This is a genomic window from Microbacterium cucumeris, from assembly GCF_058349845.2.
Genome location: NZ_JBYRIZ020000004.1, coordinates 166,704 through 191,234, shown reverse-complemented (window position 1 = coordinate 191,234; position 24,531 = coordinate 166,704). Strand labels below are relative to the sequence as shown.

At 70.9% G+C, this 24,531-nt stretch carries 22 protein-coding genes; 12 read left to right on the top strand and 10 right to left on the bottom strand.

Annotated elements, in window-relative coordinates:
- Positions 1-200 precede the first annotated feature (200 nt).
- Entirely contained in the window at positions 201-626 is a 426-nt protein-coding gene (locus AC3RXZ_RS12560; protein ID WP_491494365.1) for a DUF1801 domain-containing protein, read from the top strand.
- Between the two features lie 18 nt (positions 627-644).
- Here AC3RXZ_RS12560 and AC3RXZ_RS12555 read toward each other — a convergent pair whose 3' ends face one another.
- Positions 645-1,460 carry a serine hydrolase domain-containing protein gene (locus tag AC3RXZ_RS12555; protein WP_491494251.1) on the bottom strand — a complete coding sequence of 272 codons (816 nt, stop codon included), beginning with the start codon at positions 1,458-1,460 and terminating at the stop codon, positions 645-647.
- Between the two features lie 186 nt (positions 1,461-1,646).
- The gene (locus tag AC3RXZ_RS12550) at positions 1,647-3,032 is read right to left on the bottom strand and encodes a glycine--tRNA ligase (protein ID WP_243229383.1); all 1,386 of its coding nucleotides are present in this window, start codon (positions 3,030-3,032) and stop codon (positions 1,647-1,649) included.
- Between the two features lie 122 nt (positions 3,033-3,154).
- Between AC3RXZ_RS12550 and AC3RXZ_RS12545 the strand changes: the two genes are divergently transcribed.
- From AC3RXZ_RS12545 to AC3RXZ_RS12535, 3 genes are all read left to right on the top strand, one after another.
- Positions 3,155-3,571, top strand: coding sequence for a VOC family protein (locus tag AC3RXZ_RS12545; RefSeq protein WP_491494250.1), 417 nt, complete (start codon positions 3,155-3,157; stop codon positions 3,569-3,571).
- A 61-nt stretch (positions 3,572-3,632) separates the two neighbouring features.
- The gene (locus AC3RXZ_RS12540) at positions 3,633-4,457 is read left to right on the top strand and encodes an alpha/beta fold hydrolase (protein ID WP_491494364.1); all 825 of its coding nucleotides are present in this window, start codon (positions 3,633-3,635) and stop codon (positions 4,455-4,457) included.
- A 49-nt stretch (positions 4,458-4,506) separates the two neighbouring features.
- Complete coding sequence (locus AC3RXZ_RS12535; protein ID WP_491494249.1) at positions 4,507-5,946, top strand: MFS transporter; 1,440 nt, start codon at positions 4,507-4,509, stop codon at positions 5,944-5,946.
- 46 nt (positions 5,947-5,992) lie between these two features.
- Here the strand turns inward: AC3RXZ_RS12535 and AC3RXZ_RS12530 are convergent, their stop codons facing one another.
- Positions 5,993-6,388, bottom strand: a complete 396-nt coding sequence (locus tag AC3RXZ_RS12530) for a hypothetical protein (RefSeq protein ID WP_491494248.1) — start codon at positions 6,386-6,388, stop codon at positions 5,993-5,995.
- Between the two features lie 70 nt (positions 6,389-6,458).
- On the opposite strand from AC3RXZ_RS12530, the gene AC3RXZ_RS12525 reads away from it, so the two are divergent.
- Positions 6,459-7,655: a cobalamin-independent methionine synthase II family protein gene (locus tag AC3RXZ_RS12525; RefSeq protein WP_491494247.1), complete on the top strand. Its 1,197-nt coding sequence runs from the start codon at positions 6,459-6,461 to the stop codon at positions 7,653-7,655.
- A 44-nt stretch (positions 7,656-7,699) separates the two neighbouring features.
- On the opposite strand, the gene AC3RXZ_RS12520 is transcribed toward AC3RXZ_RS12525, so the two are convergent.
- The 3 genes from AC3RXZ_RS12520 to AC3RXZ_RS12510 form a co-directional block, all read right to left on the bottom strand.
- Positions 7,700-8,638: a serine hydrolase gene (locus AC3RXZ_RS12520; protein ID WP_491494246.1), complete on the bottom strand. Its 939-nt coding sequence runs from the start codon at positions 8,636-8,638 to the stop codon at positions 7,700-7,702.
- A 116-nt stretch (positions 8,639-8,754) separates the two neighbouring features.
- Positions 8,755-10,719 (bottom strand): M13 family metallopeptidase, encoded by a 1,965-nt coding sequence (locus AC3RXZ_RS12515; RefSeq protein WP_491494245.1) that lies wholly within the window; start codon positions 10,717-10,719, stop codon positions 8,755-8,757.
- Between the two features lie 48 nt (positions 10,720-10,767).
- Positions 10,768-11,409: a TetR/AcrR family transcriptional regulator gene (locus tag AC3RXZ_RS12510; RefSeq protein ID WP_243229372.1), complete on the bottom strand. Its 642-nt coding sequence runs from the start codon at positions 11,407-11,409 to the stop codon at positions 10,768-10,770.
- 78 nt (positions 11,410-11,487) lie between these two features.
- Between AC3RXZ_RS12510 and AC3RXZ_RS12505 the strand changes: the two genes are divergently transcribed.
- The 5 genes from AC3RXZ_RS12505 (at position 11,488) to AC3RXZ_RS12485 (ending at position 18,574) form a co-directional block, all read left to right on the top strand.
- Positions 11,488-12,540 carry an agmatine deiminase family protein gene (locus AC3RXZ_RS12505; RefSeq protein ID WP_243229370.1) on the top strand — a complete coding sequence of 351 codons (1,053 nt, stop codon included), beginning with the start codon at positions 11,488-11,490 and terminating at the stop codon, positions 12,538-12,540.
- The gene (locus AC3RXZ_RS12500) at positions 12,537-14,258 is read left to right on the top strand and encodes an amidase (RefSeq protein ID WP_491494244.1); all 1,722 of its coding nucleotides are present in this window, start codon (positions 12,537-12,539) and stop codon (positions 14,256-14,258) included. The genes AC3RXZ_RS12505 and AC3RXZ_RS12500 overlap by 4 nt, the downstream gene beginning before the upstream one ends.
- Positions 14,255-15,358: a C45 family autoproteolytic acyltransferase/hydrolase gene (locus AC3RXZ_RS12495; RefSeq protein WP_491494243.1), complete on the top strand. Its 1,104-nt coding sequence runs from the start codon at positions 14,255-14,257 to the stop codon at positions 15,356-15,358. The genes AC3RXZ_RS12500 and AC3RXZ_RS12495 overlap by 4 nt, the downstream gene beginning before the upstream one ends.
- Positions 15,359-15,396: 38 nt before the next feature.
- Complete coding sequence (locus tag AC3RXZ_RS12490; protein WP_491494242.1) at positions 15,397-17,040, top strand: amidohydrolase; 1,644 nt, start codon at positions 15,397-15,399, stop codon at positions 17,038-17,040.
- A gap of 70 nt (positions 17,041-17,110) precedes the next feature.
- Positions 17,111-18,574 (top strand): purine-cytosine permease family protein, encoded by a 1,464-nt coding sequence (locus AC3RXZ_RS12485; protein ID WP_491494241.1) that lies wholly within the window; start codon positions 17,111-17,113, stop codon positions 18,572-18,574.
- A gap of 12 nt (positions 18,575-18,586) precedes the next feature.
- On the opposite strand, the gene AC3RXZ_RS12480 is transcribed toward AC3RXZ_RS12485, so the two are convergent.
- Positions 18,587-19,135 carry a DnaJ family domain-containing protein gene (locus AC3RXZ_RS12480; RefSeq protein WP_491494240.1) on the bottom strand — a complete coding sequence of 183 codons (549 nt, stop codon included), beginning with the start codon at positions 19,133-19,135 and terminating at the stop codon, positions 18,587-18,589.
- Positions 19,136-19,219: 84 nt separating this feature from the next.
- On the opposite strand from AC3RXZ_RS12480, the gene AC3RXZ_RS12475 reads away from it, so the two are divergent.
- Positions 19,220-20,545, top strand: coding sequence for an MATE family efflux transporter (locus tag AC3RXZ_RS12475; RefSeq protein WP_243229359.1), 1,326 nt, complete (start codon positions 19,220-19,222; stop codon positions 20,543-20,545).
- A gap of 40 nt (positions 20,546-20,585) precedes the next feature.
- The gene (locus AC3RXZ_RS12470; RefSeq protein ID WP_491494239.1) at positions 20,586-21,461 is read left to right on the top strand and encodes a hypothetical protein; all 876 of its coding nucleotides are present in this window, start codon (positions 20,586-20,588) and stop codon (positions 21,459-21,461) included.
- On the opposite strand, the gene AC3RXZ_RS12465 is transcribed toward AC3RXZ_RS12470, so the two are convergent.
- From AC3RXZ_RS12465 to AC3RXZ_RS12455, 3 genes are all read right to left on the bottom strand, one after another.
- A complete protein-coding gene (locus tag AC3RXZ_RS12465; RefSeq protein WP_243229356.1) occupies positions 21,462-22,610 on the bottom strand; it encodes a hypothetical protein in 1,149 nt (382 codons plus the stop codon). It lies immediately after the preceding gene.
- Positions 22,611-22,693: 83 nt separating this feature from the next.
- The gene (locus AC3RXZ_RS12460) at positions 22,694-23,350 is read right to left on the bottom strand and encodes a response regulator transcription factor (protein ID WP_243229354.1); all 657 of its coding nucleotides are present in this window, start codon (positions 23,348-23,350) and stop codon (positions 22,694-22,696) included.
- On the bottom strand, positions 23,347-24,531 hold the full coding sequence (locus AC3RXZ_RS12455) for a sensor histidine kinase (protein WP_491494238.1): 1,185 nt from the start codon (positions 24,529-24,531) through the stop codon (positions 23,347-23,349). The genes AC3RXZ_RS12460 and AC3RXZ_RS12455 overlap by 4 nt, the downstream gene beginning before the upstream one ends.

The window sequence follows — 24,531 nt, the reverse complement described above, 5'->3', positions numbered from 1 at the left end:
GCGAGCGCAGCGAGCCGAAACCCACGAAAGCACGGATCAATGCGACGAAGGAGCGTTGATGCGTGACGCGGCAGGGTTGAGCGAGCGCAGCGAGCCGAAACCCACGAAAGCACGGATCAATGCGACGAAGGAGCGTTGATGCGTGACGCGGCAGGGTCGAGCGAGCGCAGCGAGCCGAAACCCACGAAGGCAGGGAAGTGATGCAGCAGACCGGGGGCAGCGTGGGCGCCTTCATCGCGGCCGTCACGCCGGAGCGCCGACGACGAGATGCCGAGACGCTGACCGCCCTCATGCAGGAGGTCTCGGGGCGGGAGCCGGTGCTGTGGGGCACGATCATCGGGTTCGGTGCGTGTCACTACCGCTACCCGACGGGCACCGAAGGCGACATGGGCCTGCTGGGGTTCGCCCCGCGCAAGGCCGCGTCGACGATCTACCTCGTCGACGGCGTGGACGCCCACCGCGAGGCGCTGTCCGGACTCGGACCGCACACCTCGAGCGTCGCGTGCGTGTACATCAAGGACCTCGAGAAGGTCGACCTCGACGTGCTCCGCGGCATCCTCGAGCGCTCGCTGGCCTGGGCCGAGGCGGGCGGCACCGACCAGATGCAGCTGACCGTCACGGGATGAGTGCGAGTTCGGATCCCCTCATCGACCGTATCGCGCGACGATCTCGTCCGTGAGCGGGGGCCAGATCCGCTTGTGGTCCTCACCGAAGGGGACACCGGAGAGGAAGGCCGCGGCGAGGTCGCGTGACCGGTCGATGAACAGGAAGCTGCCCTGCGCACCGAAATGACCGGCGGTCTCGGGAGGGAACGCGTCGCTCAGCCAGTGCGGACTCTTGGTGCCCTTGCGCTCGAAACCGAGTCCCCAGGTGTTGTCCGAGAACGACCCGTAACCCGGCACGACCCCGCGCAGGCCGGGGTGGGAGTCCATGAGCGCGAGGTCGCGCAGTCCGGCGGAGATCAGTGTGGGCCGCAGCACCTCCCGAGCGAAGATCAGGAGATCGTCGATCGAGGCGCGGGCCCCGGCAGAGGGCCGCCCGGTGACATCGGTCTGCGTCATCCCGAGCGGGAGGACGACCTCGCGCCGCATCCAGTCCGCGAACGCCATGCCGGCCTTGTCGGCGACGTGCGCGGCGACGGCGTCGAATCCGGCGTTCGAGTAGATCCGGCGTTCTCCCGAGGCACGTCGGGGTTCGACGCCTTCCATCGGCAGCCCGCTGGTGTGGTCGAGCAGCTCCAGCACGCTCGCCCCGCCGGGCTCGGCCGGCTCGTCCAGGTCCACGAGTCCCCGCTCGATCGCGACGAAGACGCCCCAGGCGGTCAGCGGCTTGGTCACGGATGCCAGGGGCAGCACCGCCCGCGGATCGCCCTGCACGGCGAGGGTCCCGTCCGGGCCGGTGACGCCCACGAGAGCGGTGTGCGGGAAGCCGTCGGTCGCGGCGAAGGTCGTCGTCTCCACGGAACCATCGTTTCATGCGGACGGGACGCGTGAGCGCCGACTGACCCCGTCTTGTTGCCGAGACCTCTCGTCGATCACGTGAATTCGGGGAGGTTTCGTGAACAGGACGGGGTCTCGACGCGCAACATCCGGTCGCGGCCTCCCGGGAAGACGGGAACCCCCTGTTCCGCCGCGTACGGCGTGCGGTCAGGCGCCCTTGAGACGCTCCGACAGGTAGGCGTGCAGGTTCTCGATCGCCACGCGCTCCTGCGCCATGGTGTCGCGGTCGCGGACCGTGACGGCGCGGTCGTCGAGCGAGTCGAAGTCGACCGTGACGCAGAACGGCGTTCCGATCTCGTCCTGACGGCGGTAGCGCCGCCCGATCGCGCCGGCGTCGTCGAAGTCGACGGCCCAGCGTCCGCGGAGGCCGTCGGCGACCTCGCGCGCGAGCGGCGACAGGTTCTCGTTGCGCGACAGCGGCAGGACGGCGACCTTCACCGGCGCCAGGCGCGGGTCGAGCTTGAGCACGGTGCGGACGTCGGTGCCGCCCTTGGCGTTCGGCACCTCCTCCTCGACGTACGCGTCGACGAGGAACGCCATCATCGACCGCGTGAGGCCGAAGGAGGGCTCGATCACGTAGGGCGTGTACCGCTCGCCGGATGCCTGGTCGAAGTACGTCAGGCTCTGGCCGGATGCCTCGGTGTGGCTGGAGAGGTCGAAATCGGTGCGGTTGGCGACGCCCATCAGCTCACCCCACTCCTTGCCGGGGAACCCGAACCGGTACTCGAAGTCGATCGTGCCGGCGGAGTAGTGCGCGCGCTCGTCTTCGGGGACGTCGAACTGCCTCATGTTCTCGGGGTCGATCCCGAGGTCGATGAACCACGCCCAGCACGCCTCGACCCAGTGCTCGAACCACTGCTGCGCTTCGGCCGGCGGCGTGAAGAACTCGATCTCCATCTGCTCGAACTCGCGGGTGCGGAAGATGAAGTTGCCGGGCGTGATCTCGTTGCGGAAGGCCTTGCCGACCTGTCCGATGCCGAACGGCGGCTTCTTGCGGCTCGCGGTGAGCACGTTCGTGAAGTTGACGAAGATGCCCTGGGCCGTCTCGGGGCGCAGGAAGTACAGCCCGGACTCATCGTCGACGACGCCGAGGTAGGTCTTGACGAGGCCCGAGAAGGCCTTCGGCTCGGTGTACTGTCCCTTGGTCCCGCAGTTCGGGCAGGGCACATCGGCCAGGCCGTTCTCCGCCTTGCGTCCCTTGCGGGCCTCGAAGTCCTCGACGAGATTGTCCGCACGGAAGCGCTTGTGGCACTGCAGGCACTCCACGAGCGGGTCGGTGAAGGTCGCCACGTGCCCGGATGCCTCCCACACGCGCTTGGGGAGGATGATCGACGAGTCGAGGCCCACCATGTCGCCCCGACCGCGCACGAACGTCTGCCACCACTGTCGGCGGATGTTCTCCTTGAGCTCGGTGCCGAGGGGTCCGTAGTCCCAGGCCGACCGGGAACCGCCGTAGATCTCACCCGCTTGGAACACGAACCCTCGGTGGCGGGCGAGGCTGATGACCTTGTCAAGACGGGACTGTTCGGCCACGGTGGCTCCAATGGTCGGATGCTGCGGGTGGGATGCCCGTGAACACGGGCACCTTCATCCTATCCGCGCCCGCGCGCCGGTCCCTCTGGAGCGATGTCGGCCGCCCGTGCCACTCTGGGCGCATGGAACAGCGCGTGAGCTTCATCACCCTCGCGGTCGCCGACGTCGCTCGCAGCCGCGCCTTCTTCGTGGACGGGCTGGGATGGCAGCCCATGTTCGAAGCCGACGACGTGCTCATGCTCCCCGTCGCCGACAGGGTCATCCTGTCGCTGTGGAGCATCGACGGTTTCACGGCCGAGATCGGTGAGCCCCCGGCATCCGGCCTCGCCCCGATCACGCTGGCGCACAACGTGTCCGCCGAAGCCGAGGTCGACGCCGTCCTCGCCGAAGCCGGCGGCCTCGGAGCCCGGGTCTGGCCCGCGTCGCGGCGGGAGTGGGGCGGCTACTCCGGCTACTTCGCGGATCCCGACGGATACCGGTGGGAGGTCGCCGTCAACCCCGGCGACACGGGGTCGTTCGTGCTCCCGACGCAAGACTGATCCGCCGTCGGCGACCGCCCCGACGATGTCCGACGTCGATGCAAGTGTTGTCGCTGTGAGCATGAACTCTCTGGCCAGGACGTTCGATTGGCGAGGCCGGACGGTCGCGTGGGACCGATTCGGCTCCGGGCCGGCGCTGGTGCTGATGCACGGCACCCCGTGGTCGTCCGCCCTGTGGCAGCCCATCGCCCGAGCGTTGTCCGCCGAGTTCACCGTGCATCTGTGGGACATGCCGGGCTACGGCGCTTCGTCGAAGTCCGCCGAGCACGCCGTGGACCTGGGCGTGCAGGGCGAGCTCTTCGCGGACCTCCTCGATCATTGGGAGCTCGACGCCCCTCACGTCGTCGCGCACGATTTCGGCGGGGCCGTGGCGCTGCGCGCCCGCCTGCTCCACGGCGCACGGTTCGCGTCGCTGTGCCTGGTGGACGCGGTCGCCCTGCGCCCGTGGGGGTCGCCCTTCTTCTCGCTCGTCAAGGACCATGCCGAGGTGTTCGCGCAACTCCCGCCTGCCGTGCACCGCGGCGCGATCGAGGCCTATATCGCGGGAGCGAGTCATCGCGGCATCCACGCCGACGATCTCGCAATGCTCGTCGGGCCCTGGACGGACGCACCGGGGCAGGCGGCGTTCTACCGGCAGATCTCAGAGGCCGACGAGCGGTACACGGCCGAGGTCGAACCGCTCTACGGCACGATCGACGAACCCGTGCACATCATCTGGGGCGCGGAGGACACCTGGATCCCCGTCGACCGGGCACATCGGCTGCAGGCGGCGATCCCGCACGCGTCGCTCACGGTGCTCCCCGACGCCGGGCACCTCATCCAGCTCGACGCCCCCGCGGCACTCGCGGCCGCGCTCACGCGCTGGCTCGAGCGACGAGGCCACTGAATCATCTGTCCGAGGGCCTCGGCGTCTCCGGCGCCGATAGCCTTGTCTGGTGGGTACGGAAGACGAGAAGGCGCGCAGACGCCTCTCCCGGACCCCGCCTCGCTGGGCGATCGTGGCCGTGCTGGCCTTCGCCGGCCTCTGCTCGTCCTTCATGTTCACGCTCGTCGTGCCGCTTCAGGCGGAGCTGCCGAACCTGCTGAACGCCTCGCGCGAGGACACCACCTGGGTCGTCACGATCACGCTGCTCGTCGCCGCTGTCGCCACGCCGATCTCCGGACGCCTTGGCGACATGTACGGCAAGCGTCGCGTCGTGGTGGCGCTGCTCGCGCTGCTCGTCGTCGGATCCCTCATCGCCGCGCTGTCCGGATCGATCGTCGGCGTGATCATCGGGCGTGCCCTCCAGGGGGCGGTCACCGGCGTCGTCCCGCTCGGCATCGCGATCATGCGGGACGTCCTTCCTCCGCAGCGCCTGGGGACGGCCGTCGCCCTCATGAGCGCCACCATGGGAGTCGGCGGGGCGATCGGGATGCCCCTGGCCGCCTACCTCGCACTCAACGCCGACTGGCACGCCCTGTTCTGGCTGGCCGCGGGACTGGGCGTGGCGGGACTCGTGCTGGTGTTCCTGTTCGTCCCTGAAGACGTGCTGCGCTCGCCGGGACGTCTCGACTACATCGGCGCCGTCGGCCTGGCGATCGGGCTCACCGGCATCCTGCTGTTCGTCTCCCGCGGGGCGGAGTGGGGCTGGACGGCGCCGTTGACCCTGACGTGCATCGTCGGCGGCCTCCTCGTGCTGCTGGTGTGGGGCTGGTACCAGCTGCGCACACGCGAGCCGTTGCTCGACCTGCGCGTGGCCGCTCGCCCCGCCGTTCTCTTCACCAACATCGCGGCGATCGGCATGGGATTCGCCCTGTTCGCGTCGAACGTCACCTTCCCGCAGATGCTGGAACTGCCCGCGGAGACCGGCGCGGGGTTCGGCCTCGACATGCTCTCGGCGGCGTTCATCGTGATGCCGGCGGGCCTGGTCATGATGATCATCTCCCCGCTGTCCGGCTGGCTGGAGCGCACGATCGGCCCTCGGCCCCTGTTCACCGGCGGCGCGGCCGCCATCGTCTTCGCCTATGTGTTCGTGCTGCTGTGGTCGAGCGAGGTGTGGCACATCTTCGTGGCGAACCTCTTCATCGGCGTCGGGATCGGCTTCACGTTCGCCGCGATGCCGATGATCATCATGCGCTCGGTGCCGGCGAACGAGACGGGCGCGTCCAACGGTCTGAACGCCCTGTTCCGCTCGGTGGGGACCTCGAGCGCGTCCGCGGTGATGGGCGGAGTGCTCGCCGCCATGAGCATCGACATCGGCGGGGTCGCCGTGCCGACCCGCGACGCCTTCCAGGTGTGCTTCTGGCTCGCCATCGCGGCGGGGATCATCGCGGTCCTGCTGTCGCTGTTCATCCCGCGCCAGCGCGCCGTCGAACAGCATCCCTCGCTGCCCTGAGCCGCGGCGCCGGCGCGACCGCCGACGCTGTGCAGCGCGGACCGGATCAGAACACGCGCGGGTCGGGGTCGCCCTCGTGCGGCGGACGCAACCGCGACGGGATCGGCCACGGCAGCACGTACGGCTCGCTCGCCGGTCGGCTCATGTCGCCGAAGTCGTCCCGCTTCACCACGATGCGGCCGGAGCGGCCGGCATCCGTCGGGGTGACCTCGACGATGCGCACCCGCAGCGGACGCTCGGACTCGCCCTCCAGCATCCAGGCGTCCGCGAGCCAGGCGAGCCCGTGCTCCTCGAGGGCGGCCTCGGCGTCGAGCCAGTCGACGGCGCCGGAGGCCGGGCGGCCCAGCACATCGACGGCCACCCAGTCGGAGCCTTCGGGACGGATCCACCCCAGCAGCTCGCCGTCGTCACGGCGATGCGGGGTCCAGTCGGCAGCGGTCATCCCTCGAGCCTACGGGTCACGGTTCGTCACGCGAATCGGCGGGTCCCGGCATCCCCGATAGCGTCGAGGCATGAGCACGATCGCCACCACGACCTCCGGAAGCCTGCCCCGCACAGAGGCCCTCATCGCCGCGAATGCGGCGCGAGCCCTCGCGGACGACGGCTTCACCCTCGAGACCACGCCCGAGTTCGAGGCGCTGGTGGCGGATGCCGTGGCCGACGTCGTGCGCCGCCAGCGCGAGGCGGGCATCACCCTGGTCGGGGACGGCGAGTTCGGCAAGGCGATGTCGAACCCGCTCGACTACGGCGCCTGGTGGGGATACTCCTTCCAGCGCGTGAACGGGCTCTCCCTCACCGACAACAACCTCTTCACCCAGCCGACGGCCGTCTCGACGCCGGGGAACATCGAGCTGACGAGCTTCGTCGATCGGCGCGACCGGCACCTGTTCCCCGCGGTGTACAGCGACCCGCATTCCGGCGCGTTCGAGGGCAAGCCCGCCACGGAGTTCCCGACGACGACCGGCCCGATCTCCTACCGCGGTCAGGATGCCGTCGCCGCCGACATCCGCCATCTCCAGGCCGCCCTCGGCGACGGCGAGCAGGGGTTCATCACGGCGATCGCACCCGGCTCGGCCGCCCGGGTCTGGAACGAGCACTACGCCACGCACGACGAGCACCTGTGGGCGTGGGCCGAGGCGCTGCGCGAGGAGTACGAGGCGATCACGGATGCCGGTCTCATCGTGCAGCTCGACGACCCCTCGCTCGCCGAGAACTGGGACCAGATCAACCCCGAGCCGAGCGTCGAGGACTATCTCGCCTTCACTGCCAAGAGCATCGAGGCCCTGAACTACGCGATCCAGGGACTGCCGAAGGAGCTCGTGCGCCTGCACCTGTGCTGGGGGTCCTGGCACGGCCCGCACGTCACCGACATCGAGATCGCGAAGATCCTCCCCGAGGTGCTCAAGGCGAACGTCGGCTCGATCTCGTTCGAAGCCGGCAACGTCCGCCACGAGCACGAGTTCGGCGCGTGGGCGGATGCCGCGGTGCCGGACGATCTCGTGCTGGTCCCCGGCGTCGTGAGCCACGCCACGAACGTCGTCGAGCACCCCGACCTCGTGGCGCAGCGCATCCGCCGCTTCACGGACATCGTCGGCGCCGACCGCGTCATCGCCTCGACCGACTGCGGCCTGGGCGGCCGCGTGCACGCCGACATCGCGTGGGCGAAGCTGGAGTCGCTCGGCGAGGGCGCGCGTCGCGCGTCGGCGTGACCCGCTGACGTGCGGTGCCGCTCGCCGGACGAGCGGCACCGTGATCAGTGCGTGTACTCCATGAGCTCCACGCCCAGCAGGCGGAACACGTCGTGCGCGCGCAGGCGGTGCGCGATGGAGAGATCGTCGAAGCACACGATCATCGCATAGGCGACCCCGGAACGGGGGCCCGCCAGGACGCCGGCCTCAGCGCGCACGCCCCGGTCGCGTCCGGTCTTGTTGATGAACAGCAGGCCGTGCTGATCGTGATCGTGCGCGAACGGGTCCAGCCCGGTCGGAGCGGCGACAAGGCTCAGGTCCTGGTTCAGGCTGAGCCATTCCGAGACCTGCGCACTGACCGCGGCATCCACGACGGCGGAGTTGACCAGCGCCGAGAAGAGGCCCGCGAGCTCGCGGCTCGTGCCGACCGCGACGTGCGGGGCGTCGTCCGGGCCGCGGTCGTCGCGGAACCGGTCCAGGATCGCGGTCCTGGCGAGCCCGAGATCCTCGATCCGCGCGCGCACGCGGTCGTGGCCCACGCGCTGCAGCAGAGCGTTCACCGCGATGGGGTCGCCGGCGGTGGCCGCGAGGACCGCCAGGTCTGTGAGCGGAAGCGCCGGCGCGCGCAGGTGCCGCCAGATCCCCGCGGTCGCGACCTGATCGATCGTCGAGCGCTCGACGATCTCCAGCGGATCCAGCGATCCGTCCTCGAACCCGGCCGCGACCTCGATGAGCAGCGGCACGATCCCCAGCCCCGCGATCGGCAGCGTGACATGGTCGTCCCCGGACAGCACGTGGTGGTGCGTGTCGAGGTCGACGACGTGCACCGAGACCTGCGCCCCGGCATCCGCCAGCTCCTCGAGCGCCTTCAGCGTCGCGACGAACGAGCGCCGTCCGATCGCGGCCCGACGCGGCAGCCGACGGCCACTGCGCTGCGAACGGCGTACGGTCGCCGACGGCGCACCGTCGACGGGCTCGGGGAACGGGGGGAGGGAGGAGCCCACGCGTGGTCCTTCACGGCAGGAGGTGGAAGGGGGGTCTTCCGGGGAGCATGCTCCCCAGCAGCACGGCTATCGTAACCCCGCCCGCCGACGCTCCGGTCCCCCGCGTCCGTGAAAAGTCACCAGATCGTCACACGCGCGTCAGCCGGCAGGTGCAGCGCATCCTCCTCGGTGACGCCGAACGCCTCGTAGAACGCGTCGATGTTGCGCACGATCTGATTGCACCGGAACTCGTTCGGCGAATGCGGATCGATCGTCAGCAGGCGGATCGTCTCGGCATCCCGGCTCTTCTGCTGCCAGGCCTGGGCCCACGACAGGAACAGACGCTGCACGCCCGTGTAGCCGTCGATGACCGGCGCCTCCTGGCCGCCGAGCGACAGCTCGTAGGCCTTCAGCGCGATGCCGAGGCCGCCGAGGTCGCCGATGTTCTCACCAATGGTGAGGGCGCCGTTGACGTGGTGCTCCTCCGCCAGTCCGAGCGGGACCAGGGCGTCGTACTGCGCGATGAGCGCCCTGGTGCGCTCCTCGAACGCCGTGCGGTCGGCGTCGGTCCACCAGTCCTCGAGCTTCCCGGTCCCGTCGTACCGGCTGCCCTGGTCGTCGAATCCGTGACCGATCTCGTGGCCGATCACGGCACCGATGCCGCCGTAGTTCGCCGCCGCGTCCCGGCCCGCGTCGAAGAACGGGTACTGCAGGATCGCCGCCGGGAAGACGATCTCGTTCATCGACGGGTTGTAGTACGCGTTGACCATCTGCGGGGGCATGTGCCACTCCATGCGGTCGATGGGTCCGCCGACCTTGTCGATGTTGCGGTCGTGCTCGAAGACGTTCGCGCGCCGGACGTTGCCGAACAGGTCCGCCTCGTCGATCTCGAGCGAGGAGTAATCGCGCCACACCTCGGGGTGCCCGATCTTGGGGGTGAACGCGTCGAGCTTGGCGAGCGCGCGCTCGCGGGTCTCCGGGCTCATCCACTCGAGGGTGGTGATGCTCTGCCGGTACGCCTCGATGAGGTTCGCGACGAGCTCGTCCATGGCGGCCTTCGCCGTCGGCGGATAGTGCCGCTCGACGTAGACCTTGCCGATCGCTTCGCCGAGGGCGCCCTCGGTGAGCGAGACGCCGCGCTTCCAGCGCTCGCGGATGGTCGGCACTCCGGTGAGCTCCGTGCCGTAGAACGAGAAGTTCTCCTGCACCAGGTCGTCGGTGAGGTACGGGGCCGCGGCGTGCACGACCTTGGCGCGCAGCCAGGCCTTCCAGTCGTCGAGGCGCTCGGCGACGAGCAGGGAGCCGAGGCCTTCGAAGAAGCTCGGCTGCGAGACGACGACCTCGTCGAACGCAGCGGGGTTCGACGGCGTGACCGCCTCGCGCCACGGCGTGAGATCGACCCCGACGAGCACCTGCAGCTCGTCCCAGGTCTTGGGGTTGTAGGTGGCGACCGCGTCGCGACTGCGCACGTTGTCCCAGTGATGCCCCGCGAGCTCGGTCTCGAGCGTGATCGCCCGGTCGGTGTCGGCCGCGGCGTCCGCGATCCCGGCGAGCGCGAGCAGGCGCTCGAGGTGCGCGCGATACGCCGCGCGGGTGTCGACGAAGGTGTCGAGACGGAAGTAGCTCTCGTCGGGCAGCGACAGACCGCCCTGCACGAGCACCGGCAGGTAGCGTTCCGGGTCGCCGGGGTCGCCGTCGACGTACACGCCGATGACGGACGCGCGCCCGTCGCGGTCGTATGCGCCGACCGTCCGCAGGAAGGCGGGGATGCCGTCGATGGCGTCGATCTCGGCGAGCGTGTCCGCGAGGGGCGTCACTCCGGCCGCGGCGATGCGGTCGGTGTCCATGAAGCTCGCGTACAGGTCGCCGATCTTGCGCGCCGCGGACCCGGGTTCCGCGGTCCGGGATTCCTCGATGATCGCGCGGACGTCCTTCTCCGCCTGTTCGGCGAGCAGGTGGAACGATCCCCAGCGGGCCTTGTCGCCCGGGATCTCGGTGTTCTCGATCCAGGCACCGTTGACGTGCCGGTACAGATCGTCCTGCGGGCGGATGTCGGAGCTGAACTCGGCGGTGGCCAGGCCTGCGGGAAGAGCATCAGTCATGAGGGACAGCCTACGGCCGTGACCGGAGGTCGCAGCGGAGGACCGGGCTCACGTCGCCGAGGGCAGCCGCGAGACGATCGTGCCGGCGGCCGCCCCGACGAGCGTCTCGCAGGCCTGAGCGAGGCGAGCGGCGAAGAGCGCCGCATCCGTGCCCCTGGTCAGGGCGTGCGCGGAGAGGCCGTCGATCATGGCCAGGATCTGCCACGCCACGGCCTCCTCGTCGTCGACGGCGAACATCCCTGCGATGCGGCCGTCCCGGATGATCCCGGCGATGTACGACTGCCACGCCTGCATCTGCTCGTCGATCGCGGCCGAGAGTGCGGCGCTGCCTCGACCAAGCGACCAGGCATCCACCCAGACCAGGGTGATGTCGTCGTGGTCGCGGCCGAGCACGGTCGCGATCAGGACGGCCATGCGGCCTGCCGCGTCATCGGAGGCATCCGCCTGTCTGCGCACGTCGTCGAGTTCGCCGGCGGTGAGCTCGCGGAACGTGCGGGCGATCAGATCGTCCATGCTCGTCGCGTAGTGCGCCACCAGCCCGGATGCGACGCCGGCCCTGGCGGCGACGGAACGCAGGGTCAATGCGGACAGCCCCTGCTCGCGGGCGAGTCCGAGGGCCGCGTCGTGGATCTCGCCGGAGCGCTGCGCGGGGCTCTTGCGGGTACGGGTTCTGGCCGGGGAGGTCGCCATGGTGCCTCCAGTGTAGGAAATCCTTGTATTGATCGCATGGTCAATATACGATGGCGTCAGTCGAGCGAAGGAGGCGACGTGACCTGGAGGATGCCGCACGAGGGTGCACCGCACGAACGCACCTGGATGGCCTTCCCGCGCGCGGGCCTCACCCTCGGCGAGGGCGAGGCCTGGCAGGAGACCGCGTACCGGGCGTGGTCCGACGTCGCGCTCGCGATCGCGCGGTTCGAACCGGTCACCATGCTCGTGGATCCGACCGAGACCGCGCGGGCCCGCGGCCTGCTCGGCTCGGCCGTCGAGATCGTCGAGACCCCGCTGGACGAGTTCTGGATGCGCGACGTCGGCCCGACCTTCGTGATCGATGACGAGCGCCCGGATGTCCTCGGCGCCGTGGACTGGATCTTCAACGGGTGGGGCGCCCCCGCCTGGGCGCAATGGGAGGCCTCCGCGCTGGTCGCCCGCTCGGTCGCCGCCGAGATCGGCGCGGAGCGGATCAGCTCCGTCCTCGTCAACGAGGGCGGCGGCATCCACGTCGACGGCGAGGGCACGGTGCTGCTGACCGAGACCGTTCAGCTCGACCCGAACCGCAACCCCTTTGCGGACAGGGACCGCGTCGAGGCCGAGATGGCGCGGACGCTCGGCGCCGAGAAGGCCATCTGGCTGCCCCGCGGCCTCACGCGCGACTACGACGAGTTCGGCACCCGCGGGCACGTCGACATCGTGGCGGCGTTCTCCTCTCCCGGCACGCTCCTGCTGCACAGCCAGGACGACCCGGCCCACCCCGACTTCGCCGTCACGCGCGACCTGAAGGCGCTGCTGCGCGACAAGACGGATGCCGCGGGGCGGCCGCTCGAGATCATCGATGTGCCGGCACCGACCACCCTGCGCGACGACGAGGGATATGTGGACTGGAGCTACATCAACCACCTCGTCGTCGACGACGGCGTGATCGCGTGCGGCTTCGGCGAGGAGGCTGCGGACGCGCGTGCCCGCGAGATCCTCGCGGGCGCCTACCCCGGCCGCGAGGTCGTGACCGTCGACGCCAGGGCGATCTTCGCCCGGGGCGGCGGCATCCACTGCATCACGCAGCAGCAGCCGAAGACACCGGCGCAGGCGGGAGCCCGATCGTGATCGACGTCGTGGAGGCATCCATCGCCGAGCTGCGCAGCGCGCTCGAGAGCGGAGCGGCCACCAGCGTCGACCTCGTGCACGCCTACCTCGCCCGCATCGACGCATACGATGCTCCGGACACCCCGACGGCGCTGAACTCGGTGGTCGTGCGCAACCCCCGTGCTCTCGCCGAGGCCGAGGCATCCGACGCGCGTCGTGCCGCCGGCGCCGTGCTCGGGCCGCTCGACGGCATCCCCTATACGGCCAAGGACAGCTACCTCGTCGCCGGCCTCACCGCGGCATCCGGATCCCCGGCCTTCGCCGACCTCGTCGCCCAGCGCGACGCGTTCACGATCGAGCGTCTCCGTGCCGGGGGAGCGATCTGCCTGGGCCTGACGAACATGCCGCCGATGGCGAACGGCGGCATGCAGCGCGGCGTGTACGGCCGCGCGGAGAGCCCGTACAACGGGGAGTGGCTGACCAGCGCCTTCGGCTCCGGGTCCTCGAACGGCTCCGGAACAGCGACGGCGGCGAGCTTCTGCGCCTTCGGTCTCGGCGAGGAGACCTGGTCGAGCGGACGGGCGCCGGCGTCCAACAACGCCCTGTGCGCGTACACCCCGTCGCGCGGGGTCATCTCGGTGCGCGGCAATTGGCCCCTCGTGCCCACCATGGACGTCGTCGTGCCCCACGCGCGCAGCATGGCGGATCTGTTCGAGGTGCTCGACGTCGTCGTGGCCGACGATGCGGAGGTCCGCGGCGACTTCTGGCGGGCGCAGCCGTGGGTGCGCATCCCCACGGCGAGCGCGGTACGTCCCGATTCCTACACGGCGCTCGCCGCCGTCGACCCCCGCGCGGCGCTCGCGGGCCGCCGACTCGGCGTGCCGCGCATGTACATCGACGCTGATCCGGAGGCGGGCACGGGCACCACCATCGGGGGCCCCACGGGTCAGCGCATCCAGACCAGGGCATCCGTCCTCGCCCTCTGGGAGCAGGCGCGACGCGATCTGGAGGCGGCCGGCGCCGAGGTCGTCGAGGTCGACTTCCCGATGATCACGAACTACGAGGGCGATCGAGCCGGTGCCCCGACGCTGAAGACGCGGGGTCTGGTCAGCGAACGATTCCTCCGTTCCGAGATCGAGGATCTCTCCGCGTGGGCGTGGGACGACTTCCTGCGCGCGAACGGCGATCCCGCGCTCGACCGGCTCGAGCTCGTGGACGGCGCCCGCATCTTCCCGCATCCTGAAGGCGCGCTGCCGGACCGCTACACCGGCTTCGACGACGACATCGCCGAGTACCCCGGCTTCGTGAAGACGCGGCCTCACGCCGCGTTCACCGACATCCCGTACCTCGAGGAGGGCGTGCGCGGCCTCGAGCAGACCCGGCGCGTCGACCTCGAGGACTGGATGGACGGGCTGGAGTTGGACGCCGTCGTCTTCCCGGCCGTCGCCGGCGTCGGCCCGGCCGACATGGACGTGAACCCGGCATCCGCCGACGCCGGCTGGCGCAACGGGGTCTGGGTCGCGAACGGCAATCTCGCCGTCCGCCACCTGGGCGTTCCCACCGTCACGGTGCCGATGGGGACGATGGCCGACATCGGGATGCCGGTGGGCCTGACCTTCGCCGGCCGCGGCTGGGACGACACCGCACTGCTCCGCCTCGCCGCCGCCTTCGAGGCCACCGGCGATCGCCGCACCCCGCCGCCGCGCACTCCGGCTCTTCCCGGAGAGGAACTCTCATGACTTCGCCGTTCCCCCGCCCCGACCAGCGCCTGCAGATCACCGCGGATGCCGCGGACCCGTTCGAGCGCGGCGTCGACCGCGGACGGCAGCTGCGCAGAACGCTGCCCGGGACCGTCGAGGCCTACGACCGGCTGTTCCGCCTCGGCGGCATCGACGAGAGCGCCGTGCGCGACGACGCCGACCGGCTGCTCGACGCGATCGGCGCGCACCGTCCGGCGCTGCGCGCCCAGATCGAGGGCATCGCGGCAGGCGCGGATGCCGAGCTGTGGCGGGTCGCGGCGCTGAACGGCCGCACCGAGATCCTGTCGCGCAGCGTCGCCGTCCCGCCCGGCGAATGCTCGACCATCGTGCGCTCGATCCGCGACGCCGAGGGCCGCGCGCGCACGCTCGGCGTGCAGACCTGGGACTGGCACATGGAGATCGCGCCGTACTGGCACACGATCGTCTCGCGCGGCGGCGTTCACGACTACGCGGGTCTCACCGAGTGCGGCATCCTCGGCAAGATCGGCGTGAACAGCGCCGGAGTGGCGCTGCACTTCAACATCCTCGGGCACCGGGCCGACCGCCCGGAGGGCATCCCGATGCACGTGCTCGCCGCCCTCGTGCTCGAAGAGGCGACCAGCGCGGCGCACGCCGTCGAACTGGTGCGCGACGCACCCGTCACGAGCTCGGGATCGTTCGCGCTCTTCGACGAGCAGGGCGAGGCCGTGCTGCTCGACATCAGCCCGGAGGGCGTGTTCGAGGCGCCGGCGATCACCGAGGGCACCTGGCTGCGCACCAACCACTTCCTCACCGCGCAGCCCGCCGCCGCCGAGAAGACCTGGCTGTACCAGCCCGACTCCGGCCAGCGCTGGGACTTCCTGCGCGACCGACTGGTGAACGGGACCGATCCGACGGATGCCGAGCAGCTGCGCGCGGCCCTCGTCACCGGCGACGGCGAACCGCCCGTGACGTGCGTGTCCGACCTCGCGCTGCCGATGGGACAGCGCTGGGCGAGCCTCGCGACCGTCGTGCTCGACCCCGCCGGCCGCCGCGCCGACATCCTCGACGGCACCCCCGCTGAGAACACCACGCGCCCGCACATCGAGCTCGCCCTCTGACCCGATCGCATCCCGACCTGATCGAAGGAGATCCGTCCATGACCGAGAACACCACCGTCTACCGTGACGCCGTCGTCTTCGACGGACTGGCGGACGCTCCCCTGCACTCGGCCTTCGCGGTGCGTGGTGACCGCATCCTCGCCGTCGGGACGGAGCAGGAGGTGCGCGATGCCGCGGGACCCGATGCCGAGGTCGTCGACCTGGGCGGGGCGTTCGCGATGCCCGGCGTCATCGAGGCTCACGCGCACCTCGCCAAGTTCGGCCACGCTCAGGGCAAGGTGCAGTTGCGCGACTGCGCGTCGCTGGAGCAGATCCAGCAGCGACTGCGGGAGGCGCGTGCGGCGAATCCGGACGCCACGATCATCGAGGGCGTCAGCTGGCTGTTCGACTCCCTGCCCGAAGGCGTGTCCCGGCCGACCGCGGCGATGATCGACGAGGTCATCGACGACATCCCGGTCTTCCTCGACGCGAACGACCTGCACAGCACCTGGGTGAACTCCGCGGCGCTGCGCGCCGCCGGCATCGACCGCGACACCGTCGACCCGATCGGCGGCGAGGTCGTCCGCGACGAGAACGGCGATGCCACCGGCTTCCTGCTCGAGACCGCGGCGATGGACCTGCTCGCCGACTACCTCGAGAGCATCCGCACCGACGAGGAGATCGACGCCCACCTCGACCTCGCCTTCGACGCGTACCTGGCCGCCGGAGTCACCGGCGCCGCCGACATGGGCATGACCGAGCAGTCGATGGCGGCACTGCGGCGCCGTCTGGACCGCGACGGGCGGCTGCCCTTCCCGGTCACCGCGCACTGGTGGCTGAGCTCCACCGGCGACCCGGACGCCGACCTCGCCCAGGTGGATCGAGCCGTGCAACTGCGCGACGAGCTGGCCGCCACGGGGACGCCCTGGCTCAAGGTGGTCGGGGTGAAGTTCATCCTGGACGGCGTCATCGACGCCTGCACCGCCGCGATGGCGCGTCCCTATGCCGACGGATCCAACGCCGACCCGATCTGGAGCCGCGAGGCGGCGACACCCGTCGCGATCGCTGCCGACCGGGCCGGTCTGCAGCTCGCCATGCACGCGATCGGCGACGCCGCGAGCGCGCTGGCCGTCGACCTCGTCGTCGCCTGCGAGCAGGCGAACGGCGCCGGCACCGGCCGGCGCCCCCGCATCGAGCACCTCGAATCGGTCACCCCCGAGACGGTCGCCCGAATGCGGCAGCACGGCATCGCCGCGTCCATGCAGCCAGTGCACTGCGACCCCGCCATCCTGGACAACTGGATGGCGGTGCTCGGCGACCGGCGTGCCGAGGACGGCTTCCCGTGGAACTGGTTCCGCGACGTCGACGTCCCGGTCGCGCTCGGCACCGACGCCCCCACCGCACCCCACGAGGCTCTGCACAACCTGTTCATCGCGATGTCCGGCCGGTCCACGATCGACCGCCGCCTGCCCGCGTACCACCCGGAGCGCGCGTTCAGCGCCGCGCAGGCGCTCGCCGCGGCGACGTCCGGCGCGGCGTTCGTCGGCGGGATCGACGAGGAGTACGGGCGCATCGCTCCCGGCTTCTACGCGAACGTCGCCGTGCTGGACGTCGACCCGCTGGCCGCCCCGACCGACGACCTGCTCACCGGCGCCGTGCTGTGCACGCTCGTGCACGGCGAGGTCGCCCACCGGCGGGACTGACCTCATCCCCTCTGAAACCCGAACGCCCCCTGCAGCGACGCAGGGGGGTGCCCCCTCTGGAAGGACCGCCATGTCCGAAGCATCCGCCCTCCCCTCCCTCCGCATCGGTGCCGCCCCGGAATCAGAGCCCGAGTTCGTCGACGCGCCGGACACCCCGGAGACCCGGGGCATCGAGCTCATTCAAGACGGCGAGCGTCACGGCAGAGCCCGTGATCTGTTCTTCGTCTGGTCCGCGCCCGGCGTCAGCGTGCTGAACATCACCGTCGGCGCGTCGATGACGCTGGTGCTAGGCCTCGAGATCTGGCAGGCGCTGCTCGTCATCCTCGCCTCGAGCACGCTGGCGCTGCTGCCGGGGATCGTCGCGATCTCCGGGCCCGCCGCCGGGACGTCCGGCTCGGTGATCCAGCGCGCGATCTACGGCATCCACGGCAACAAGATCGTCATCGCGTTCTACGGCTGGTTCATCTCCGGGGTGTTCCTCGCCCTGAACTGGGTGGCCGCCTCGTTCATCGGGGGCGAGCTGCTGGTGCGCTGGGGGTTCCCCGACCCGGTCCTGGCCTCGATCCTGGTGGCCGTCGTGGTCTCGGCGATCACCGTGCTCGTCGCCGTGTACGGGCACGCGCTGATCCTGAAGGCGTACATGGGCATCTCGATCGGGCTGTTCGTGATCTTCGCGCTCGTCATCGGCTTCATCGCCCCGGCCCTGGACTGGGGCTTCACGCAGCCCGAGCCGCTCAGCGGCCTGCCGCTGTGGGCGAGCGTCACGATCGCGTTCGCGCTGATGGCGTCGTCGCCGCTGTCGTTCAGCAACAGCGCCGATATGGCCCGCTACCTGCCGCGTGACACGAGGGCATCCGGCATCATCGGCGCGACCTCGCTGGGACAGCTCTTCCCCGCCGTGCTGATCACCGCCTTCGGCGTCGTGCTGGGAGGCACGGTCGGACCGGAGAGTCTCGCGAACGGCATCGAGTACTCGCTGCTCGAGAACCTGCCGGTCTGGCTCGCCCCGCTGTTCGTGCTCGGCGTCCTGGTGAACTGCATCTCGCTGAACGGCATGACCACCTACACGGCGAGCATGGCGCTGCAGTCGATCGGGGTCCCGATCCGGCGCATCCCCTCGGCGATCCTCATCGGGGCGCTCGGCTGCGCGTTCACGATCGTGCTCGTGCTCGCATCCGACCTGATCAGCGCCGTCAACCTGATGCTGCAGTTCCTGCTGATCATCTCGGTGCCGACGATGGGCGTCTACGTCGCCGACATCGTGCTGCGCCGCAACCGCTACGACGGGGACGACCTGTTCGATGAGCGGCCGGGCGGCATGTTCTGGTACCTCGGCGGGTTCGGCGTCGCAGGACTCGTCTCGGTGTTGGCGGGCGGCTTCGCCACCGCGATGTTCCTGTCGACCACGGTCTGGGTCGGTCCGTGGGGTGCGGGCATCGGCGGACTCGATCTGTCCGTTCCCGTCGGCCTGCTCGTCTCCATCGGCCTCTACGCTCTGCTGGCCGGCAGGACGGTGCGCGCGCAGATCGCGTGAGAGCCTTCGCGCTCAGCGCCGCCGGAACCAGCGGCGCCGCTCGCGCGCGGCCGAGACGGGGGCCTCAGCCTCGGTCTCACGGCGGATCGTCTCGCGTCGCTCCCGCCAGGCCGCGATCTCGGCATCCACGTCCCGCGTGCGGGTGACGACCGGAGGCCCTCCGGAGAGCTGTCGGCGCGCGTCGATCACGCGCCGGTTGAAGTCCTCCAGCACGTCGCGGACGTCGCTCTCACGGCCGAGCGCATCCAGCCGGTCGTCGAGCTCGCGGTCCTCGACGCGCAGCATGAGGGCGGGAGGACCGAGTCCGGTGAGGTTCTCGGTCTCGATCTTGCGCCGGATCCACCAGTCCGGATCGTGGTGCGTGCCGAGTCCCTCGATCGGCTTCCCCGCCCCAGGAAGGTCGTCGAACTCGCCGCGGCGGATGGCGACCTGGATCGCGGTCTCGACGAACTGATGCTTGTTCTCGGCGGTGAGCCGTGTCGGAGCCGGGGCGGCCTCGGCATCGGGCTTGTCGGTCTGCGCGGCCCGGTACCGGGCCGCGTCTCCACGGGGATCGTTCATCGTCCACCTCCGGATGCTGCCTCTCCCAGCCTACGACGCAGCCGCAGGACCCGCGCAGCGCAGCTCACCCCATAGGCTCGAGGGGTGAACGCCCGCGCCGCCTCCCTCAACCGGGAGATCCTGCGCCTCGCCGTGCCGGCGCTGGGGGCTCTCGTCGCCGAACCGGCCTTCCTCATGGTGGATGCCGCGCTCGTCGGGCATCTGGGCACCACTCCGCTGGCCGGCCTCGGGATCGCGAGCGCCGTGCTGCAGACGATCGTGGGCCTGATGGTCTTCCTCGCGTACTCCACGACGCCCGCCGTGGCGCGACGGTTCGGCGCCGGAGACCCGAAGAACGCGGTGTCGGTCGGGATCGACGGGATGTGGCTGGCGCTCGGCCTCGGGGCCGTGCTCGCGGCTGCCGGCGCCATGTCCTCCCCATGGCTGGTGTCGCTGTTCGGCGCGTCCGACGCCGTGGCCGAGCAGGCGGACACCTACCTCGCCATCTCGATGTGGGGCCTGCCCGCGATGCTCATCGTCTTCGCCGCGACAGGGCTCCTGCGCGGCATGCAGGACACCATGACCCCGCTGTGGATCGCCGGACTGGGCTTCGCCGCCAACGCCCTGCTGAACTGGCTGTTCATCTACGGCTGGGGCTGGGGCATCGCCGGATCCGCCGCCGGCACCGTGACCGCGCAGTGGGGCATGGTGGCGGCCTACGTCCTGGTCGTCGGGCGCCTCGCGAAGCGCCACGAGGCGTCCGTCCGGCCGCAGCGCGACGGCGTGCGGGGTTCGGCGCGCTCGGGCGGGTGGCTGTTCCTGCGCACCGTGAGCCTGCGCGTCGCGCTGTTGGCGACCGTGGGCGTCGCGACCGGCATCGGCACGACCGAGCTCGCCGGCTGGCAGGTCGTGTTCACGATCTTCTCGGCGGCCGCCTTCGCCCTGGACGCCCTGGCCATCGCAGCGCAGGCGCTCATCGGGAAGGGACTCGGAGCCGGCGACGAACGCACGGTCAAGCGCGTGCTGGCGAGGACCGTGGCGTGGGGTGCCTGGTTCGGCGTGATCGTGGGAGGCGTGATCGCCGCACTGTCGGGCGTCATCGGACTCGCCTTCACGGGAGACGCCGACGTCGCCGCGCTCATCCAGCCCGCACTCATCGTCCTGGCGATCGCGCAGCCCGTGGCGGGCATCGTCTTCGTGCTCGACGGCGTGCTGATGGGCGCCGGCGATGCCCGCTATCTCGCGATCGCCGGCGGCCTCAACCTCGTGCCGTTCCTTCCCGCCCTGTGGATCATCGCCGCCACCGGCGTCGATGACACGGCGGGCGTGACATGGCTGGCCGTCGCCTTCTTCGGCGTGTACCTGCTCGCGCGTCTCGCCACCCTCGGCTGGCGCGTGCGGACAGGACGCTGGCTCACCGCGGCCGTGTGACGAGTCGCCCCCTCGGCGCTGGGTGCGCGAGGATGGCGGCATGAACCCCTCGCCGGAATGGCCACGAGATGCGGATGCCGTCGTCGACTGGATCCGCGCGGTCGCGCTGACCCCGGGCGGCGAAGTCGTCGCCGCCGGGCTCGAGCGCATCCGTGTCACGGCCGCGCTCCTCGGCAACGATCTGGAATCGCTCGTCATCGATGCGACCGACACGGCGGTGGATCTGCGCTTCGCCGATCATGCACCGGTTCCGGCACCCACCACGGAGCCCGTCGTCGTGCACAGCAGCAGCGGCGTCGCCCGCTCGATCCGGGTGACCGCGCAGCCGATGCGCATCTCCGATATCCCGCTCCTCATCGATGTCCGGCTCTCCGACGCGCCGATCACCTGGCTGGTGTACGCGAGTCCCACTCTCCCCGGGATCGAGCGGAGCCGTCACGACCTGCAGGTCGCCGAGGACGGCACCGGCATGCGCGGCAGCGTGGACCTGTCGATCCGCACCGCCGACATCACGCCGTTGATCCGATCGGTGCTCGAGCCCGGACTGGCGTCCGCCGGCATGCGTCTCAGGCGTCTGGACCTGGACGTCCGGCAGGACGGTGCCGACGGCATCCGGCTGCGGGCTCGCGGGGCGGCCCGCTGGAAGCTCCTGTCCGCATCGGCTCACGCGACGGCTCGGGTCGGCATCTCGAGCGATGGCGTCCTCACTCTGCGCGATCTGCGGGTCAGCAGCGGCAACCCGGTCATGGCCTTCGGCCTGCTCTTCGCCCGCAGGCACCTCCGCGATGCGACCGGGAAGACGTTCGATCTCAACGCGGAGGAGGCCGGCCTGCGCGGTGTCCGCATCCACGGCGTTCAGGTCACCGCCGGTGCGGACGTCCGGCTGCGCGCCCGGCTGGGGCGGGCCTCGTCCTGATCACGCCTCCCGGCTCTCCATCTCGGCCAGGTGAGCCATCGCGCGGGCGTGCGCCGCGGCATCCGCCTCCGCAGCGACCGGGGCGGAGCGGTGCATCGCGTAGGCCCAAGCCGCCAGCCCGAGCAGCGGACCCCAGAGCCAGAACGGGAACATCGCCATCACGTAGAGCGTGTCGACGGTGCCAGACGGAGATCCGAGTCCTTCGGCCGCGAACTCGACGCCGCCGGCGGTGAACAGCACGCTGACGAAGCTCGCCGGGAGGATCGCCAGCGCTGGCGGGACGACGCGCCCGCCGAGACCGGCCATCCAGCGGGGGAACCGCTCACCCCAGGGACGGATGAGGCCCAGCGTCAGCACTCCCCCGAAGAGGATCGCGGATCCGAGCATCAGCCCGGTCAACTGCGTGCCGGGCGACTCGTCGAACATCTCGGCGCTGCCGCCGAACATCGGCCACGGAGTGAGCCACGTCACACGGGCGAACGTGTAGGGGACGGCGCACAGCGCGGCCACGACGGTGATCGCCGCGCGGTGCCGCAGCACCCCGCGTGCGAAGGCTCCCCTGGCATCGACGTTGGCGCCGATGACCCAGGCCAGCAGCGCCGCCGCCGTCAGCGCGTGCGCCAACGACATGAGCATCGACGGAAGGATGCCCACCATGGCGGCCAGGATGCTCGGCACGAGCGATGTCCCTTCGAGGTTCGCCGCGGCGTGCACGGCGGCCGCGATCACCAGAAGCGCCACAGGCACGCCGACCCACGGGCGCCGGACGGCGAGCAGCGCGACCGTCACGACGATGCCGACGGGCACGAGCAGCGCGAACGTGTACCCGGCGGCGGGGATCACGCCACCCGGTGTGCCGAAGGCGACGATCGCCGCGGCGAGCAGACCGACGACGCGCAGGGCGCCCGATGTCGTCGCGCGCGGAGTCGTGGCGGCGAGCACGGCGACCGCGACGGCACCGAGCGCCCCGCACAGGACCATGACGCTCTCGACGGTCGTTCCGCCGAGACGTACGAGGGAGGTGGGAGCGAGATCGTCCGTCCAGGAGACGGAATCGGGGGCGAGCAGCCGGAGCAGCGTCACGGCGGCGATCGCAGCTCCGCCGAGGACGGCGGCGGCCAGGAGCAGAGAGCGGATTCGATTCGACATGCCCTCACGCTAAGAACGCGCGCGGTTCACCCGCATCGCCCGCGGAGGCGACCGCGGTCACCCGTGCGGGTGACTTCTCCGGCTCAGTCCCCCGGCCGGAGCACTCCGTTCTCGTACGCCCAGATCACGACGTGGACCCGGTCGGGCAGACCGAGCTTCGCGAGCACGGCCTTGACATGGGTCTTGACGGTGTTCGCCGACAGGAACAGCGCCCGCGCGATGTCGTCGTTGGACGCTCCGCCGGCGAGCAGATGCACGACCTCCTGTTCGCGCGGACTGAGCACGGACAGCGCTTCCTGGGCATCCGGAGCCGGAGACCCGTCCCGCACGAAGCCGATCATGGCCTGCAACGCCCGCTCGCCCAGCACCGGTTCGCCCTGCGCGACGGCCACCACCGCGTCCGCCACCTGCTGCGGTGCGGCGTCCTTCGTGAGGAACCCGCTGGCTCCTGCGCGCACCGCCGCGAACACGTACTCGTCGAGATCGAACGTCGTCAGCACCAGCACGCGCGTCTGCGGTCGCAGACGCAGCACCTCGGCCGTGGCCGCAATGCCATCGGTCCCCGGCATCCGCACGTCCATCAGGACGACGTCGACGGCCTGGGCGCGTACGAACGCGATCGCCTCGTCGCCCGAACGCACCGAGCCGACGATCTCCAGCCGCTCGTCGCGGCCGAGCATCATCGCGAGCGCCTCGCGCAGCAGGTCCTGGTCGTCGGCCAGGAGCACTCGGATCGTCATGACCTGTCCTTCCCCGTCGGTGCTGCGTCGTCAGCGCGGGGCAGCTCGGCCCTGACCTTCCAGCCCTCCGCTTCGGCATCGGCCGACAGTGCGCCGCCGGCCAGACGCACCCGTTCGGCGAGGCCGATCAGCCCGACACCGGTGCCCAGATCGTTCGGCCGGCGTCCGGCGCCGCCGTCGTCGCGGATGGTCGCGACCAGCGTCGTCGCGCGCCAGTCCAGCACGACCGTCACCCGCACCGGCGGCTCGGTGTGCCGTAGGGCGTTCGTCAGAGCCTCGCGCACCACGTGGTGCAGCGCGAGCACGACCACCGGTTCGAGCTCTCCGACCGCCCCGCTCTCCTCGAGGTCGACGAGCGCCCGCGGGCTACGTGCGCTCTCGACCAGCGCGCGCACCGCGTCGAGATCCCGAGCGGGATCGCGACCGGGATCGTCGGCGACGATCACGCGCATGCCGCGCAGAGCCTCCCGCCCCGTGTCGACGACGACGCCGAGCGCCCGCTCGCTCGTCTCGGGGGCCTCCCGCAGGAATGCCCTGGCGACCTCGGCCTGGGCGATCATCACCGTCGTCGCGTGGGCGACGAGATCATGGAGATCCCGGTTGATCCGCTCCCGCTCCTCCGACACCGCTCGCTGCGTGCGCGTTCGGAGCTCGTCCTCCGCGCGCGCTCTGCGCAGCCGTTGCAGCAGGCCCAGCGCCCACGCCGCCGAGACCGCCGCCGCCAGCCCGATGAATCCGCCCAGCTGCCACAGCGGATTCTCCAGCCCTGGGGTCGTCAGCACGATGACGATGGCGCCGACGACGCCCACCGCGAGCGCCGCGACGCTGTGCCGACGATCGCACTGCAGCGACACCTGACCGAGCACGAGCAGGTAGGCGATCCCCGACGGGTACATCACGGCCGTATTCACGCCGCCGACGGGGATGAGCGCCAGAGCGAGCATCAGCGCGCTGGCGACGATGAAGGCCGCGAGCGGATGGCGTATCGCGACGAAGGACAGCACGTGCAGCAGGGCGAACAGGGCGATGGCCGTGCCCAGCAGCAGCCCGGTGAGCCCAGGCGGCTGCGCGAGCGCGGCGACGGTCGCCGGCAGCAGGACCGCGGCGAGCACCGCGGTCGTGATCACGTCGAGTCGCTGCCACGCACGCGGCGCGTCTCGTCTGGCCCGCTGGTCCGTCAT

Coding starts and splice junctions, on each gene's coding strand:
- AC3RXZ_RS12560 (WP_491494365.1), top strand. CDS start 201: ATGCAGCAGACCGGGGGCAGCGTGGGCGCCTTCATCGCGGCCGTCACG.
- AC3RXZ_RS12545 (WP_491494250.1), top strand. CDS start 3,155: ATGGAACAGCGCGTGAGCTTCATCACCCTCGCGGTCGCCGACGTCGCT.
- AC3RXZ_RS12540 (WP_491494364.1), top strand. CDS start 3,633: ATGAACTCTCTGGCCAGGACGTTCGATTGGCGAGGCCGGACGGTCGCG.
- AC3RXZ_RS12530 (WP_491494248.1), bottom strand. CDS start 6,388: ATGACCGCTGCCGACTGGACCCCGCATCGCCGTGACGACGGCGAGCTG.
- AC3RXZ_RS12525 (WP_491494247.1), top strand. CDS start 6,459: ATGAGCACGATCGCCACCACGACCTCCGGAAGCCTGCCCCGCACAGAG.
- AC3RXZ_RS12515 (WP_491494245.1), bottom strand. CDS start 10,719: ATGACTGATGCTCTTCCCGCAGGCCTGGCCACCGCCGAGTTCAGCTCC.
- AC3RXZ_RS12510 (WP_243229372.1), bottom strand. CDS start 11,409: ATGGCGACCTCCCCGGCCAGAACCCGTACCCGCAAGAGCCCCGCGCAG.
- AC3RXZ_RS12495 (WP_491494243.1), top strand. CDS start 14,255: ATGACTTCGCCGTTCCCCCGCCCCGACCAGCGCCTGCAGATCACCGCG.
- AC3RXZ_RS12490 (WP_491494242.1), top strand. CDS start 15,397: ATGACCGAGAACACCACCGTCTACCGTGACGCCGTCGTCTTCGACGGA.
- AC3RXZ_RS12485 (WP_491494241.1), top strand. CDS start 17,111: ATGTCCGAAGCATCCGCCCTCCCCTCCCTCCGCATCGGTGCCGCCCCG.
- AC3RXZ_RS12480 (WP_491494240.1), bottom strand. CDS start 19,135: ATGAACGATCCCCGTGGAGACGCGGCCCGGTACCGGGCCGCGCAGACC.
- AC3RXZ_RS12470 (WP_491494239.1), top strand. CDS start 20,586: ATGAACCCCTCGCCGGAATGGCCACGAGATGCGGATGCCGTCGTCGAC.
- AC3RXZ_RS12465 (WP_243229356.1), bottom strand. CDS start 22,610: ATGTCGAATCGAATCCGCTCTCTGCTCCTGGCCGCCGCCGTCCTCGGC.
- AC3RXZ_RS12460 (WP_243229354.1), bottom strand. CDS start 23,350: ATGACGATCCGAGTGCTCCTGGCCGACGACCAGGACCTGCTGCGCGAG.
- AC3RXZ_RS12455 (WP_491494238.1), bottom strand. CDS start 24,531: ATGACGGACCAGCGGGCCAGACGAGACGCGCCGCGTGCGTGGCAGCGA.